Source organism: Georgenia sp. Marseille-Q6866 (assembly GCF_965111665.1).
Genome location: NZ_CBCOOR010000012.1, coordinates 16,890 through 32,166 on the forward strand (window position 1 = coordinate 16,890; position 15,277 = coordinate 32,166).

Annotated in this window: 12 protein-coding genes and 1 tRNA gene; 10 read left to right on the plus strand and 3 right to left on the minus strand. The window is 73.0% G+C overall.

The features are described from left to right. The first annotated feature begins 516 nt into the window (after positions 1 to 516). The gene (locus ACWPXV_RS11270; RefSeq protein WP_454085321.1) at positions 517 to 2,643 is read left to right on the plus strand and encodes a DUF222 domain-containing protein; all 2,127 of its coding nucleotides are present in this window, start codon (positions 517 to 519) and stop codon (positions 2,641 to 2,643) included. Between the two features lie 818 nt (positions 2,644 to 3,461). Here ACWPXV_RS11270 and ACWPXV_RS11275 read toward each other — a convergent pair. Then, positions 3,462 to 4,478, minus strand: coding sequence for a magnesium and cobalt transport protein CorA (locus ACWPXV_RS11275; protein ID WP_454085322.1), 1,017 nt, complete (start codon positions 4,476 to 4,478; stop codon positions 3,462 to 3,464). 388 nt (positions 4,479 to 4,866) lie between these two features. Between ACWPXV_RS11275 and ACWPXV_RS11280 the strand changes: the two genes are divergently transcribed. Then, positions 4,867 to 5,502, plus strand: coding sequence for a hypothetical protein (locus ACWPXV_RS11280; RefSeq protein WP_454085323.1), 636 nt, complete (start codon positions 4,867 to 4,869; stop codon positions 5,500 to 5,502). Here ACWPXV_RS11280 and ACWPXV_RS11285 read toward each other — a convergent pair whose 3' ends face one another. Together ACWPXV_RS11285 and ACWPXV_RS11290 are read right to left on the minus strand one after the other, a co-directional pair. Beyond that, entirely contained in the window at positions 5,503 to 6,066 is a 564-nt protein-coding gene (locus ACWPXV_RS11285) for a dihydrofolate reductase family protein (RefSeq protein WP_454085324.1), read from the minus strand. 84 nt (positions 6,067 to 6,150) lie between these two features. Next, positions 6,151 to 6,223, minus strand: a tRNA-Arg gene (locus ACWPXV_RS11290). A gap of 103 nt (positions 6,224 to 6,326) precedes the next feature. On the opposite strand from ACWPXV_RS11290, the gene ACWPXV_RS11295 reads away from it, so the two are divergent. From ACWPXV_RS11295 to hemB, 8 genes are all read left to right on the plus strand, one after another. After that, positions 6,327 to 7,931 carry a hypothetical protein gene (locus ACWPXV_RS11295; RefSeq protein ID WP_454085325.1) on the plus strand — a complete coding sequence of 535 codons (1,605 nt, stop codon included), beginning with the start codon at positions 6,327 to 6,329 and terminating at the stop codon, positions 7,929 to 7,931. After that, complete coding sequence (locus tag ACWPXV_RS11300; protein ID WP_454085326.1) at positions 7,928 to 9,430, plus strand: GTPase; 1,503 nt, start codon at positions 7,928 to 7,930, stop codon at positions 9,428 to 9,430. Before ACWPXV_RS11295 ends, ACWPXV_RS11300 begins: the two co-directional genes overlap by 4 nt. 111 nt (positions 9,431 to 9,541) lie before the next feature. Next, positions 9,542 to 10,045, plus strand: a complete 504-nt coding sequence (locus ACWPXV_RS11305; RefSeq protein ID WP_454085327.1) for a single-stranded DNA-binding protein — start codon at positions 9,542 to 9,544, stop codon at positions 10,043 to 10,045. Between the two features lie 114 nt (positions 10,046 to 10,159). Continuing rightward, on the plus strand, positions 10,160 to 11,842 hold the full coding sequence (gene ettA / locus ACWPXV_RS11310) for an energy-dependent translational throttle protein EttA (RefSeq protein WP_454085328.1): 1,683 nt from the start codon (positions 10,160 to 10,162) through the stop codon (positions 11,840 to 11,842). Next, on the plus strand, positions 11,842 to 12,306 hold the full coding sequence (locus ACWPXV_RS11315; protein WP_454085329.1) for an acyl-CoA thioesterase: 465 nt from the start codon (positions 11,842 to 11,844) through the stop codon (positions 12,304 to 12,306). The genes ettA and ACWPXV_RS11315 overlap by 1 nt, the downstream gene beginning before the upstream one ends. A 183-nt stretch (positions 12,307 to 12,489) precedes the next feature. After that, positions 12,490 to 13,446 (plus strand): hydroxymethylbilane synthase, encoded by a 957-nt coding sequence (gene hemC, locus ACWPXV_RS11320; protein WP_454085330.1) that lies wholly within the window; start codon positions 12,490 to 12,492, stop codon positions 13,444 to 13,446. 82 nt (positions 13,447 to 13,528) lie between these two features. Beyond that, on the plus strand, positions 13,529 to 14,290 hold the full coding sequence (locus ACWPXV_RS11325; protein WP_454085331.1) for a uroporphyrinogen-III synthase: 762 nt from the start codon (positions 13,529 to 13,531) through the stop codon (positions 14,288 to 14,290). Further along, entirely contained in the window at positions 14,287 to 15,267 is a 981-nt protein-coding gene (gene hemB, locus ACWPXV_RS11330; RefSeq protein WP_454085332.1) for a porphobilinogen synthase, read from the plus strand. The genes ACWPXV_RS11325 and hemB overlap by 4 nt, the downstream gene beginning before the upstream one ends. The last annotated feature ends 10 nt before the right edge of the window (positions 15,268 to 15,277 follow it).

Consider the following 15,277-nt stretch of genomic DNA (forward strand, 5'->3'; position numbering starts at 1 on the left):
TGCAGGTGAGCGGTACGGCCGTGCGCAGCCGCCACCGGCGAGCACTGCCGGCGGGGACTGGTGCCCGCAGATCGGCGGGCACTGCCACCCTACCGACGGCCGCGCCGACAGCTGTCGTTTTTCATGGGACGGCCAGGGCCGTCTCGGCAACGAGCCTGCTGCCGCTGCCCCCTCTTCTTCGTGGACCGGTCGAGTTGTGGCGCTCCCGCAGTCGCGGCGGTGCTAAGTCCATCGCGAAGGTAGTGGGGCTAGCTTCGGGTCCCGTCTCGCGCCGTCGAGGGCGCTGGGCACCGTCCTGGTGGCCCAGCGGGTAGACGCTCGGCGTCGTGCCGCTCACCGCCGTCGGCGCCGGAGGTGGGGCGCCTCGGCCATGACCAGTGCGATGACGGCGCGGGCGTCGTCGACGATGTCCATTGCGGAGCATCGTGCCAGCGGCAAGCTCGATTGTCAGTGGTCGGTCATAGCCTTGGAGCAGGACGGCAGAGCAGTCGAGAACCCGCAGAGGGGGTGGGGTCGGTGAGCACCATCGATGACTTCGACCCGCACGCGGCTTGGCTCGAGGACCCGAGCACTCACGAGCAGGTCGGCGAGCACTCCGCGCGCCGTCTGGAGGAGCTGTGGGCCCAGGAGGAGGACGCCGCCGACGTGTTCCTCGACGGCGGGGACACGCCGCCGCCGTCGATGGTCACCACCGAGCAGCCGAGCTTCGAGCCGGTCCAGCCGGTGTCGGCCCAGGCCCTGGCGGGCATGGCCCCCGACGGTCAGCTCCTCGCCGAGCTGGAGGACATCGACCCCCGCGAGGTGGACGAGTACTACCTCGTGGAGATGGCCGCCGGCTACCAGCGCATCGCCGCGTGGGCCACCGCCAAGCTCACCCGGGTGGCCGGTGAGCTGTCGCGGCGGCCGCTCATGAACGGCAGCGGCACCCTGCCCTCACACGTCAGGGGCGGGAACATGGCCGCCGACGAGCTCGCTCCGCGCCTGGGGCTGAGCCGCTTCGCCGCGCAACGGATCGTGAGCAACGCCCGCGCCTTCGAGGACGTCTTCGCCCTCACCGGTCAGGCGCTGGCCGTGGGACACATCGACGCCCGCAAGGCCACGACGATCGTGTCGATGCTCGAGGACTACCCGGTCGAGATCGCCGTCCTGGTCCAGGACTGCGTCATCGACGACGCCGGGACCCAGACCCACAGCCAGCTCGTCGAGGCCATCAAAAAGGCCGTCATCGCCCTCAGCCACGACGACGCCGACCTCTTCCACGCCCGCGCCCGCGCCAAGCGACGGGTCGAGCACCCCCGCCCGCTGCCCGACGGCATGGCCTGCATCCGCGCGGTCCTGCCGGCCACCGACGCCGCGGCCATCGACCTCGCACTCGAGGCAGCCGCCCGCTCCGCGCAAGCCGGCGGCGATGACCGCACCCTCGACCAGCTCCGCGCCGACATCCTCTCCCTCATGGGCCACACCGCGCTCGAGCTCGGATACGTCGGACTGCCACCAGGTGCCACCGTGACCACCGAACAGCCGACACCCCAGCCGGCGCCCGACCGCCTGGCCGCACCCGAGCCGGCACCCGACAGACCGGCCGCACCCGAGCCGGCACCCGACCCGCCAGGGGGTCCTGAGCGCGACCCGTCGCCGGCACCGATCGGCCCTTCGGACGACACGACGGTACCGAGCAGCCCAGCGGTCGAGGAGGCTCCCGCCGCGGACGCCCCCGAGGCGCTTCCCGGCCCGTCCACACCGGCCGCGGAGCAGGGTGACGCCGGCCGGCTCTCACCGCCGGGCACCACGGGTGCCGATCCGGCCGCTCCCGATCCACCAAGCCACCGGTCCGAGGGGACAGGTGCGCCCACGGTCGGCTCCTCCACCACCGCGCCACCGCCCGAGCCACCCGAGCCGCCCGCGCCACCCGAGCCGCCCGAACCGCCTGAGCCGCCTGAGGATGCTCCGCCGCCCGGCAGGGCCGGCACCCTGCCAAGTCGTTGGCACATGCCCGTGGGCCACATCGGCGGGCAGCGCGCCCAGATCCGCGTCCTCGTGCCCCTCTCGGTCCTGCTCCCACCCGACATCGCCAGACAGCTCGGCCTACCGGCCTCGAAGCCGGCCGACAGCACCGGCGCGGAGCTCGCCCCACTGCCCGACGCGGACGCCATGCTCGCCCTCCTCGACCGCGAGCCCGCCGAGGTCGCCGTCCTTGAGGGCTACGGCCCCATCTCCCCCGCCGTCGCCCGCGCCGCGGCACTCGGCGGGACGTGGCGACGGATCGTCACCGACCCGCTCACCGGCACCATCCTGGACCACGGCCGCACCCGCTACCGGCCACCCACCGAGCTCGCAGAACTCATCCGGCTACGGGACGGCACCTGCGTGCGCGCCGGCTGCACCCACCCCGCTCGCCGCTGCCAGCTCGACCACATCGTCCCGTGGAACACCGCAGGAACCACCTCCATGCTCGGCCTGGAGGACCTCTGCACCCACGACCACATCCTCAAGACCAGCGGCCAGTTCCAGCTCCGCCGCCTGAGCAGCGGCGCCTACGAGTGGGTGACCCCCAGCGGCCACGTCTACCGCCGCCACCCCGGTGGCCGCGTCACCCGCGAACGCCGCCGCAGACAGGCCATGCCGGACACGCCGAACCTCTAGGGAACCCAGGGTTCAGCCCGCGTCACGGGCCAAGCCATCGGACCCTCCGGGCAGGACACGGAGGAGCCGCTGTAGAAGGGCTCGACGGCGTCGTAGGACGGGAGATCGACGTCTTCCGGGAAACACGAACTCGGGTACGCCTCCCGTGCTGCGGTCCGGAGTTCCTCATGAATCTCGTCGCTGACGGCGCCCGCGGTCACGAGCAGGGTGCCCACTGCCACAGCGACGACGCTGTCCGGCGTCGACGCCGCATGGCCGGCCTGGGCGTCGGGACGTCGACGTCGGTGTCGTCCATGGTGAGCCCGTCTTACATGGAATGCGGCACCCTGTTCATGGCCACTATGAGGCTGAGCGTTGCAGGCGTGTTCTAGATGTACTGACCGGCGTCTGTTCCGCGACCCGACGGATCTACGGGAGCCCGTGAGAAGCCCGATCTCGGCGAGCTCGTCGCCTGTAGACGCACTCGGCCAGTCCGATGAGCGCCGCGACGGTGAGGCAGACAAGGCCGAGAACTGTGTAGACCATGACTTGGCTGCTCCTGTGCGGGAGGATCGCGAGCAAGGCGGCCAAGATGATCGAGACGGATGCACCGCCGAGCGCGCAGACTGCAGCCCAGAACCGTAGTGCCTCGCCCGCGAACGGGCGGCTGACTGCCCTCTTTGAGGTAACCGACCCACGCGGAACGCTCCTTTGCATGCCATGACCGTAGCGGAGGTCCGGCTCACGCATCTGACGTCCAAGGCGAGGAACCGGGCACGGCGCAGTGGAGCGTGGTGCGCCAGCGATGGACCGCCCGGGAGGGCATGCTCATGACGTTCCTAGAGCCAGTGGTGCCTCTTGAAGACGGTGTACAGGACCACGCCGAGCGCGACCATGGCGAGCAGTGCCAGGGGGTAGCCGTAAGCCCACCCGAGCTCCGGCATGTGGGTGAAGTTCATGCCGTAAATCGTCCCGACCAGGGTGGGGGCAAAGAGGATCGCTGCCCACGAGGAGATGCGTTTGACCTGCTCGCTCTGCTGGTAGCTGGCCTCGGTGACGCGGCGCATCTCCTCGTTCTGCTGCTGTGCCACGAGCGTGGCGTTGACCGCCAGGGCGTTCTGCAGCAGGCTGCGGAAGGCGTCGGCGCGCTCGACCACGCGCAGGGTGTGGTCGCGGACGTCGCGGAGCCGGTGCCGTAGCTCGACGTCCACCTCGTACGCGTCGAAGCCACGCTCGAGGTCCTCGAGCATGCCCACGAGCGGGTGGGTGGCGCGTTGGAAAGCCATCACCTCTCGGGAGAGCTCGTAGATCCGCCGTGAGACGGTCGGGTCGCTGTCGAAGAGCTGGTCCTCGATCTCGTCGATGTCGTTCTCCAGTCCGGCGACTACCGGGCCGTACTGGTCCACGACCTCGTCGAGGATCGCGTAGAGCACCGCCTCCGGACCGAGGCGGAGAGTGCCCGGGTCGTCCTCGAGCCGGCGCCGGACCCGGCCCAGGTCCGGTGACTCGGCATGCCTGACCGTGACGACGAAGCCAGGGCCGGTGAACACGTGCAGCTCTCCGAACTCGACCTCCTCGACGTCCTCGAGGTACCGGGCGGGGCGCAGGACGGTGAACAGGGTGTGGCCGTAGCGTTCCAGCTTGGGCCGTTGGTGGGCCTTGTTGGTGTCCTCCTCGGCCAGCTCATGGAGGCCGAACTCGCCGGCGATGGCGCTGACCTCCTCCGGCGTGGGGCGGTAGAGCCCCACCCAGGCCATGCCACCGTGCTGGTGGAGCAGCTCGAAGGTCTGCTCCAGGGTGTGCGGTGTCGCGGCCCGTTGCCCGTCGACGTAGATGACGTTGTCCACGACTCCCATGACGTGTGCTCCCTTGTTGGCCGTGTGGACGAAGTGTTCGGCGACGCGTGCCGGATCTGGCGGAGGCTCGGAACCTGACCCGACGGTAGTGGGTTGCCGCTCGGCGGGTGGGGCGACGGCGATCGCGCCGTGCAGGCGGCGGTGGTAGCGGGTCCGGAAACCGGCCTCCAGATGTCCGGCTCTGTGGCGCGGTGTCCTGGTGCGTCGGGTGGCGAGCAGTGTTGCGGTCCTGTCCGTTGTCGTGCTGGGCGCGTGCGCGGAGGCCGGTCCGCCTCCAGCACCAGCCGGCACGGGTGAACCTCCCGCGGTCGAGGCGTCCCCGGCCGCCATCCCCTTGCCCGAGCCGGTCGAGGGAACCCTGTGCGCGGAGCACCCGCGGGTCGCGGTCGTGGACACCCAGTCCGGCACCTGGGCCACCTGGGACCGGACGAGCTGTGGCGAGGCGCTCGAGTACGCCGCCGTCGTCGGTCCGGACTGGCCGGCGCTGTCCTACGCCGTCGTCGACATCGACTCCGGTGAGCTGCTCGACTCGGTGGAGCTTGCCGAGGTCGGGGAGGGAGGCCACCTCACCACGACCGCGAGCCTTATGGCGTCCACGCTGGCGAACGGTGGGGCAGTGCTCGACGCGGACGCTGCCGGCCCGTACTCCGACCTGGCTCGGCCGGAGGATCCCTTCGGCCTGGTCCTCGAGTCGGTGGCAGGCCTGGAGGATGCCGCGATCGTCGGTGGCACCTACGAGTCCCCGGGCGGAGTTGGCTTCAGCTTCCGCGTCCAGCGCGGCGAGGGCATGGTCCTGGCCGAGCCCCTCGGTTTCGCGACCGAGCCCCTGGAGGTCGACGGGGGCGAGGGGTGGACCTTCGGTGGCCCCTCGTGGAGCTTCACCGCGGACGCCGTGACCGCCGACCGTGAGTGCGGCGTCTCAGTCGCCGCGCAGCCCACCGGCACCGACGTGCCACCGTGGCCGGAAGGCTACGCGGAGTCCCTCTCCACGACCGTCCTCAGCCGCCTGCTGGCCACCTGCTAGTCAGGTGTTCCGCACCGCGTGGCGGACATGGACCACCCCGTTGTCGAAGCGGCGCTGGTCCAGCAGCTCGAGGTCGAGGCGGACGCCGCGGGGCAGCGCCGGCTTCCCGCCGCCCACGACGACGGGATAGAGAAGGAGGACGCACTCGTCGACCAGGCCGTGGCGGAACGCCTCGGCGCCGATCGCCGCACCGCCGATGCTCAGGTCCGCGCTGGAGTCGGCCTTCAGCTGCCGGACCGCCTCCGGCTCGAACCGCTGCTCGACCCTCGTCCGCGCCGTCGTCACGTCCTCGACGGTCGAGGAGTAGACGACCTTGTCGGCGTCGCGCCAGATCTGCGCGTACTCCCGGACGACGGCCGGCTCGTCGGTGAGCCAGTCGTCGTCCTCCCAGACACGCATCGCCTCGTACATGCGCCTGCCGTAGAGCGAGGTGCCGATGCCGCGCTCGTGCTCGTTCCAGAACGCGTGCACCGCCTCGTCCGGCTCCGACCAGTCGAAGGCGCCGGCCTCGTCCTCGAGGTAGCCGTCGAGCGAGACGTTGGCTGCGTAGATGAGCTTGCCCATGGGTGCCTCCGGGGCGTGACGGGGCTCCAGCGTCCAGCGGCGCGGAGGCGCCGTCAAGAGCGCGGCGCAGGAGCTCGTCAGGGGCGCCCCAGGCAGGACTCGAACCTGCAACCTACGGATTAGAAGGCCGTTGCTCTATCCATTGAGCTACTGGGGCCCGGCAAACCGGCAGGCCCAACGGTAGTGCCTCCCGGCGACACGCACCCCGACACGTGACGTCCAGGCTTGGTCTGCCCCTGCTGACCAGGGAGGATAAGGGCGTGACTGGCGCCCCCGACCCCCGAGACGCCGTCTCGGCACGTCATGTGCGGGGCCGGTCACCGATTCTCGACGTCGTCACCGACCTTCTCGACGACGTCACCTCCGCCCGCTTCCCCCTCGACCTGCCCGGTGCCGAGGCGCTGCGTGAGCTGCGGGACCGGGTCGAGACGCAGATCGGGGCCCACCTGCTGCCGCGCCTCAAGCGCGATGCGGGGCCCGCCGTCGTCGTCCTCGGCGGCTCGACCGGCGCGGGGAAGTCGACGCTCGTCAACTCCGTCGTCGGCCGCGAGATCTCCGACGCGGGTGTCATCCGGCCGACGACGATCAGCCCGGTCCTCGCCGTCCGCCCCGAGGACACGTGGCTCGTGGCCGAGCACCCGATCACCGAGCTCGCCGACGTCGTCCCCGACGACGGCGTGCCGGCCGGCCTGGCCCTGCTCGACGCGCCGGACCTCGACTCGGTCCTCGAGGGCAACCGCACCCTGGCCAACCTCCTCCTCGAGACCGCCGACCTGTGGCTCTTCGTCACCACCGCCGCGCGCTACGGCGACGCCGTGCCGTGGCGGGTGCTGCGCCAGGCGCAGGAGCGGGGCATCACCGTCGCCGTCCTCCTCAACCGGGTCCCGCGCCGCGTGCTCCCCGAGGTGCGTGCCGACCTCATGCGCCGGATGACCGACCTCGGTCTGGGGGAGGCCCCGCTCTTCGTCGTGCCGGACGTGGGCCCGCACGAGGGCCTGCTCCCCGCCGACGTCGTCGAGCCCGTCCGCACCTGGCTCGCGCTCCTCGGTGGCCGCAACACCGCCCGCGGCGTCGTGCGCCGCACCACTCAGGGCGTGTGGGGGACGCTGCGCGAGGAGCTGCTGCGCCTGGCCGACGGCATCACCGAGCAGGCCATGGCCGCCGGCACGCTCCGCTCCCGGGCGGAGCACGCCGTCGACGAGGCCGCCGACGCGCTCGTCTCGCGCCTGCGCACCGGCGTCGCCACCCAGGGCGCCCCGACCACCCGCTGGCTCTCCGCGGCCAGCACCGGTGGCGTGCTCGCACCCCTCACCGGTGACGCCTCCCGGGTCCGCAAGGGCTGGCGGGGCAGCGGCACACGCGACCGCAGCCGCGCCGCCGTCGCCATCGGGGCCGAGACGCGCCAGGCGCTCGCCCCGCTCCTCGTCGACGCCGCGGCGGACGCCGCCGCGGACCTGCGTCGCGCCTGGTCCGAGCCCGGCCGCGGCGGCGCGGACCTGCTCGTGGCCGACGACGGCGCACGCGACTCCCGCGCCGGGTCCGCCGTCGCCGCCTGGGCCGCACGGACCGACGCGCTCGCCGAGCGGGTGCTCGGTGACTCCGCGCGCGTGCTCGACGCCGCCGGGCTCAGCGGCCTGCTCCAGGCGGCCGCCGCCGGCCTCGAGGGTGCCGCCCGCGCCGTCCGGTCGCTCGTGCCCGGCGAGGACGTCGTCGCGACGGTGGCCGAGGACCTCCACGCGACCGCCGCCGCCGTGGTCCGTGACGAGGCCGGCCCCGCCCTCGACCGCCTCGCCGCCCTCGGGCTGCGCAGCGAGGCCGGTGCCGGTCTGCGGCTGCGGGCCAGTGAGCTGAGAGGACACCAATGAAGCACCACGGCGCCCACGCCGCTCCCGCCCACGACGACGAGCGGCTGAGCACACACGTCCAGCGGATCGCCGCGGCGCTCGAGCAGGCCGGTGACGAGGTCGCCCCCGAGCTCGTCGCCGCCTCCCTCGCCGACATCGCCCAGGTGGAGAAGCGGCTCGCGCTCGGCGTGGACCGCACGGTCGTCGCGCTCGTCGGTGGGACGGGCTCGGGCAAGTCCTCCCTGTTCAACGCGATCTCCGGGCTGCGCTTCGCCGACGTCGGCGCGATCCGGCCCACCACCGACCGGGCCGCCGCGTGCGTGTGGGGCGGCTCGGCCACCGAGCTGCTCGACTTCCTCGAGGTCTCCGAGCACCGCCGCATCGGCCGCGAGAGCGTCCTGGACGCCGACGAGGAGCAGGCCCTGCACGGCCTCGTGCTCCTCGACATGCCCGACCACGACTCCGTCGCCGAGGCCCACGCCGACCAGGTCGACCGGCTGCTGCCGCTCGTCGACATGCTCATCTGGGTGGTCGACCCCCAGAAGTACGCCGACCACGCCCTCCACGACCGTTACCTGCGCGCCCTGGCCGACCGCCAGGAGGTCATGCTCGTCCTCGTCAACCAGGTCGACACCCTCCCCGCGGGCGCCGTGCCGCGGGTGGTCGAGTCGGTCCGGGAGCTGCTGCGTGCCGACGGCCTGGGCGGTGTCGAGGTCATCACCACCTCCGCCGTCACCGGGCAGGGCATCGCGGACGTGCGGGAGATCCTCGCGCTCACCGTGGCGCGGTCCTCGACCGCCGCCCGCACCGCCGAGGCAGAGATCGGTGCCGTCGCCCGCAGGCTGCGCGCCGCCGTCGGGCAGGACGAGCCGGCCCTCGGCACCTCCGAGGTGGCAGCGGCCGCCGGTGAGCTCAGCCGTGCGGCCGGGGTCGGCTCCGTCGCGGACTCGGTGCGTGCCGCCGTCGTGCGGGTGCGGTCCAGCGCGTTGGCCCATCCCGAGCCGCCGGCCACCGGTGCCGTCGAGGCCGTGCGGGGGCGCTGGCTCGCGGCCGCGACCGCCGGCCTGCCCGAGCGGTGGGAGCGCGCCGTGACGCAGGCCGTGCCCCCCGCGGGGTCGCTGCGCGAGTCCGTCTCCTCCGCCGTCGACGGCGTGCCGCTGCCCGAGGTGCGCCGGCCGGGACTGCTCGCGCTGCAGGTGGGCGGCCTTGTGCTCGCCGCGCTCGGCGTGCTTGCCCTCGTCCTCGGTGCCGCCGGCGCCCTCGGGGCCGGTGACCTGCCCGGCGGTGTGCTCCTCGGCGTCGGGGCGGGGCTGCTCGTTCTCGGCGCCGCGGGCGTCGTCATTGCGCGGGTGTCACGCGGCTCCCAGGGGGAGCGGGTGGCGGCACGCTACCGCCAGGAGGTGGAGGAGCGGGTCGGTGAGGTCGTGCGCGGCGAGCTCGCCGCGCCGACGGTCGCCGTCCTCGAGCGGCACCGGACCCTGCGTCTCGCGCTGGACGCGGCTGCCGCACAGGACGGCTGAGCGAGGGCTCCGTCCACAGTCGGTCCCCTCGCCGCTCCCGGGTGAGGGCGCCGCACGGCATCGTCGTGCTCGACGCCGGCACCCCGCCGGCCCCGAGCCAGGAGCACTGCGATGAGCGACACCAACCAGATCACCGTCCGCGGACGCGTGGGGACCGACCCGGAGATCGTCCTCACGCCCAACGACAGGGAGGTGACGAAGTTCCGGCTCGCCTGCACCCGCAGCTACCGGGACTCCGCCAGCGGCGAGTGGCGGGAGACCGGCACCGAGTGGTTCACCGTCAAGACGTGGGGACCGAACGGCAAGTTCGTGCAGCGGTCGATCCGCCGCGGCATGCCGGTCCTCGTCCAGGGCATCTTCAGCTCCGAGGAGTGGGCCGGGCCGGAGCGCACGAGCCACACCAACGTCATCACCGCCGGTGTCATCGCGGTCGACATCAAGTACGGCCTCGTCACCTACGCGAAGGTCATCGAGCAGGCACCGGCGGAGGCCTTCGCCGCGCGGGAGACGGCACCCGGGACGGACGAGGAGCGGGACCCGGAGGACGGCGGCGCACCCGTGGGGGAGGGCCTGGAGCCCGCGGACCCGTGGGAGAAGGCGCCCGTCGAGGTGTGATCGCCTGCAGCGAAGGCCACACCGGCGGCAGACGACGACCGGGCGGCCGTGGCCTACCCTGGAGGACGCAAGTGGCCGGGGCTCCGGCCCGCATCCTCGAGCACTGGGAGAGTTGTGGCCGAGTACATCTACTCGATGGTCAGGGCACGCAAGGCGCACGGCGACAAGGTCATCCTCGACGACGTCTCCATGTCCTTCCTGCCCGGCGCCAAGATCGGCATGGTCGGTCCGAACGGCGCGGGCAAGTCGACGATCCTCAAGATCATGGCCGGGCTCGAGCAGCCCTCGAACGGTGAGGCGCGGCTGAGCCCGGGCTACTCCGTCGGGATCCTCCTGCAGGAGCCGCCGCTCGACGAGACGAAGAACGTGCTGGAGAACGTCCAGGACGGCGTCTCGGAGATCAAGGCCAAGCTCGACCGCTTCAACGCCATCGGCGAGGAGATGGCGAACCCCGACGCCGACTTCGACGCGCTCATGGCCGAGATGGGCACCCTCCAGGGCGAGATCGACGCCGCCAACGCGTGGGACCTCGACTCCCAGCTCGAGCAGGCGATGGACGCGCTGCGCCTGCCGCCGCCCGACGCGGACGTCTCCGTCCTGTCCGGTGGCGAGCGGCGCCGCGTCGCGCTGTGCAAGCTGCTGCTCGAGGCGCCCGACCTCCTGCTCCTCGACGAGCCCACCAACCACCTCGACGCCGAGTCGGTGCTCTGGCTCGAGCAGCACCTGGCCAAGTACGCCGGCGCCGTCATCGCCGTCACCCACGACCGGTACTTCCTCGACCACGTCGCCGAGTGGATCGCCGAGGTCGACCGCGGCCGCCTCTACCCCTACGAGGGCAACTACTCCACCTACCTGGAGAAGAAGGCCTCCCGCCTCGAGGTGCAGGGCAAGAAGGATGCCAAGCTTCAGAAGCGCCTCCGGGACGAGCTCGAGTGGGTCCGCTCCTCCGCCAAGGGCCGCCAGGCCAAGTCCAAGGCACGTCTGGCGCGCTACGAGGAGATGGCCGCCGAGGCCGACCGCATGCGCAAGCTCGACTTCGAGGAGATCCAGATCCCGCCGGGCCCGCGCCTGGGCTCGGTCGTCATCGACGCCAAGAACCTCGAGAAGGGCTTCGGGGACCGCACCCTCATCGACGGGCTGTCCTTCTCCCTGCCGCCCAACGGCATCGTCGGCGTCATCGGCCCCAACGGCGTCGGCAAGACGACCCTCTTCAAGACGATCGTCGGCCTCGAGCCGCTCGACGGCGGTGACCTCAAGATCGGGGAGACCGTGAAGATCTCCTACGTCGACCAGTCCCGCGAGGGCCTGGACCCGAAGAAGACGCTGTGGGAGGTCGTGTCCGACGGGCTGGACTTCATCCAGGTCGGCAAGGTCGAGATCCCCTCGCGCGCCTACGTCTCGCAGTTCGGCTTCAAGGGCGCCGACCAGCAGAAGCCGGCCGGCGTGCTCTCCGGTGGTGAGCGCAACCGCCTCAACCTCGCGCTCACGCTCAAGCAGGGCGGCAACCTCCTGCTCCTCGACGAGCCGACGAACGACCTCGACGTCGAGACCCTCGGCTCGCTGGAGAACGCGCTGCTCGAGTTCCCCGGCTGCGCCGTCGTCGTCTCCCACGACCGGTGGTTCCTCGACCGCGTCGCCACCCACATCCTCGCCTGGGAGGGCACCGAGGAGAACCCGGCGAACTGGTACTGGTTCGAGGGCAACTTCGCCTCCTACGAGGAGAACAAGGTCGCTCGACTGGGGCCCGACGCCGCGCGCCCCAGCCGCATGAGCTACCGCAAGCTCACGCGCGACTGATGACCCGACTGACCGTTCCCGTGAAGCTCCGCTGGTCGGACATCGACGGCTACGGGCACGTCAACAACGCGGCGATGCTCACCCTCCTCGAGGAGGCCCGCATCGCCGCGTTCTGGGCGAGCCCGGAGGACCCGGACGTCACCGGCGGCAGGATCCTCGCCGCCGGTGACGGCGCCCAGACGGCCACCTTCATCGCCCACCAGGAGATCGAGTACCTCGCGCCGCTGGAGTACACGACGGCGCCGGTCCAGGTGGAGATGTGGCTGGCCCGCATGGGTGGGGCCAGCATCGACGTCTGCTACGAGGTGCCCGGGCCCGAGGGCGTCGCCGTGCGGGCGATGACGACGCTCGTGCTCGTCGACCGCACCACCGGCCGCCCGCGCCGCATCAGCGACGACGAGCGTGCCGCCTGGTCCGAGCTCGTCGAGGAGCCGGTCACCTTCCGCCGCAACCTCACCCGCTGACCCCGCCGGACGAGACCCGGCTACCGGCGCGGCGGACTCCCTTCCCGGCGAGCGCTGAGTTGTTACTGACGTCCCGCCACAACTCAGCGCTCGACGCTAAGCGACCTTCGTCGAGCGCTGAGTTGTCACTCCGCGACGGAGGTCACCTCGACTTCGATTCCCCGGGGTGTGCACACTTGAGGAGTGACCCCTCCCCCTCTTCGGCTCGGCACGCGCGCCTCGACGCTGGCGCTCACGCAGTCCACCACCGTGGCCAAGGCGCTGGAGGCGGCGACCGGCCGGGAGGTCGAGCTCGTCCGGATCCGCACCGAGGGCGACCGCAAGCGCGCCTCCCTCGTCACCCTCGGCGGCACCGGCGTCTTCGCCGCCGCGCTGCGCGAGGCGCTGCTCGCCGGGGAGTGCGACCTCGCCGTCCACTCCCTCAAGGACCTGCCCACGGCCCCGACGCCCGGCCTGTCGATCGGCGCGCTGCCCGAGCGCGCGGACTCCCGCGACGCCCTGTGCGCCCGCGAGGGCTGGACCCTGCAGACGCTTCCCGACGGCGCACGGGTCGGCACCGGCTCACCGCGCCGGGCCGCGCAGCTGCTCGCCGCCCGTCCTGACCTCGACATCGTCGACATCCGCGGCAACGTCGAGACCCGCCTGGGGCGCGTGCAGCCCGGTGACCTCGACGCCGTCGTCCTCGCCCACGCCGGGCTCGCCCGCGTCGGGCGGCTCGAGGCGGTCACCGAGACCCTCGACACGGAGGTCGTCGTCCCCGCCCCGGGGCAGGGCGCGCTGGCCGTCGAGTGCCGCAGCGAGGACCTCACCGACCCGGACCACCCGCTCGCCGCCGGCCTGCGCGCCCTCGACGACCACGCCACCCGCCTGGCGGTCACCGCCGAGCGCGTCGTCCTGCGCGTCCTCGAGGCCGGCTGCGCCGCGCCGCTCGGCGCCCTCGCCCATCTCGAGGGCGGGGCGCTGCACCTCCACGCGACCGTCGTCGAGCACGACGGCAGCCGCCGCCTCAGCCACCGCGCCGACGTCGCGCTCCCGGCCGACGACGCCGCCTCGCTCGCGGCAGCGGAGTCCCTCGGCACCGAGGTCGCGAACGCACTCCTCGAGGCGGGTGCCGCGAGCATCACCGGGCGGCCCGCGTGAGCCTGGCCGCCTGCGCCACAGCCCCGTCCCGCCGGGCCGGATCGCTGCGGCCCAGGACCGCGCGCGCCACCGGACCGACGGCATGAGCCTCGCCGGCCGCACGCTCCTGCTCCCCAACACCGACGCCGCGAACCGCCTCGCCCACGCCGCCGAGGAGCTCGGCGCGCGCACGGTCACCGCGGACCTCATCCGGCACGAGACGATCGCTCCCACCGACGAGCTCGACGCCGCGCTCCGCGCCGCTGTGAGCGTCGACTGGGTCGCCCTCACCAGTGCCACGACCGTCGCGGCCGTCGCCGAGCGCGCCGCCGCCCTCGGCACGACGACGGCGCAGCTCCTCGCCGGCCCGCGCGTCGCCGTCGTCGGCCACGCGACCGGCGCCGCCCTCGCCGCGCACGGAATCGACGCGGACCTCGTCCCGCCGGAGCGCTCGAGCGCCGTCGACCTCCTCGCCGTCTGGCCCGCGGGCAGCGGCACCGTGCTCGTCCCGCGCTCGGAGATCGCCGCCCCCACCCTCGTCGCCGGCCTGCGCGAGCGCGGCTGGCAGGTGCGCGACGTCGTCGCCTACCGGACCGTCCCCGTGACGGTCCCCGACCCCGCGGTCACGGAGCTGCTCGACGGCGGAGGGGTCGACGTCGTCGTCCTCACCTCGGGCAGCACCGCGAGCGCCTTCGCCGCCCTCTACGGCACCGCCGCACCCACGCGCGTGTGCGCGATCGGCGAGAGCACCGCCGACGCCGCGCGCCGTGCGGGGCTGCCGGTGCACGCCGTCGCCGACCACCAGACCACCGCCGGCCTGCTCGAGGCGGCCGGCCGCGCCCTCACCACCGGAGCCCGCCCATGACGCACCCGATCCCCACCGCCCGCCCGCGCCGGCTGCGCCGCAGCCCGGCGATGCGGCGGCTCGTCGCCGAGACCCGCCTGCACGCGGCGGACCTCGTGCTGCCGATGTTCGTCAAGGAGGGCCTGGACGAGCCGGCGCCGATCACGTCGATGCCGGGCGTCGTCCAGCACTCGCTGGACTCCCTGCGCCGCGCGGCCGTCGAGGCTGCCGAGGCGGGGGTCGGCGGGCTCATGCTCTTCGGCGTCCCGGCCGTGCGCGACGCGGTCGGCTCCTGCGCGACGGACCCGGACGGGATCCTCAACGCGGGCCTGCGTGCGCTCGTCGAGGAGGTGGGGGACGCCGTCGTCGTCATGTCCGACCTGTGCCTGGACGAGTTCACGGACCACGGGCACTGCGGCGTCCTCACGGCCGACGGCACCGTCGACAACGACGCGACCCTCACCCGCTACGAGGAGATGGCGCTCGCGCAGGCGGAGACCGGCGCTCACCTGCTCGGGCTGTCCGGGATGATGGACGGCCAGACCGCGGCGGTGCGGGCGGCCCTCGACGGCGCCGGGCACACCGACGTCGCCGTCCTCGCCTACTCCGCGAAGTACGCCTCGGCCTTCTACGGGCCCTTCCGCGACGCCGTCGACTCCGCCCTCCAGGGCGACCGCCGCACCTACCAGATGGACGCCGGCAACCGCCGCGAGGGGCTGCGCGAGGCGACCCTCGACCTCGCCGAGGGCGCCGACGTCGTCATGGTCAAGCCCGCGATGAGCTACCTCGACGTCCTGTCCGACGTCGCCGCCCACTCCCCCGTGCCCGTCGCCGCCTACCAGGTGTCCGGGGAGTACGCGATGATCGAGGCCGCGGCGGCGCAGGGCTGGATCGACCGGCGCCGCGCGATCGAGGAGTCCCTGCTCGGCATCCGCCGCGCCGGCGCCGACCTCACCCTCACGTACTGGGCGACCGAGGTCGCCGGCTGGCTGCGCTGACCACCACGAC

Bases quoted from the DNA above. Each gene is read 5' to 3' on its own strand.
- ACWPXV_RS11275 (WP_454085322.1), bottom strand. From the start codon at position 4,478: ATGGGAGTCGTGGACAACGTCATCTACGTCGACGGGCAACGGGCCGCG.
- ACWPXV_RS11285 (WP_454085324.1), bottom strand. From the start codon at position 6,066: ATGGGCAAGCTCATCTACGCAGCCAACGTCTCGCTCGACGGCTACCTC.
- ACWPXV_RS11300 (WP_454085326.1), top strand. From the start codon at position 7,928: ATGAAGCACCACGGCGCCCACGCCGCTCCCGCCCACGACGACGAGCGG.
- ACWPXV_RS11305 (WP_454085327.1), top strand. From the start codon at position 9,542: ATGAGCGACACCAACCAGATCACCGTCCGCGGACGCGTGGGGACCGAC.
- ACWPXV_RS11315 (WP_454085329.1), top strand. From the start codon at position 11,842: ATGACCCGACTGACCGTTCCCGTGAAGCTCCGCTGGTCGGACATCGAC.
- ACWPXV_RS11325 (WP_454085331.1), top strand. From the start codon at position 13,529: ATGAGCCTCGCCGGCCGCACGCTCCTGCTCCCCAACACCGACGCCGCG.
- hemB (WP_454085332.1), top strand. From the start codon at position 14,287: ATGACGCACCCGATCCCCACCGCCCGCCCGCGCCGGCTGCGCCGCAGC.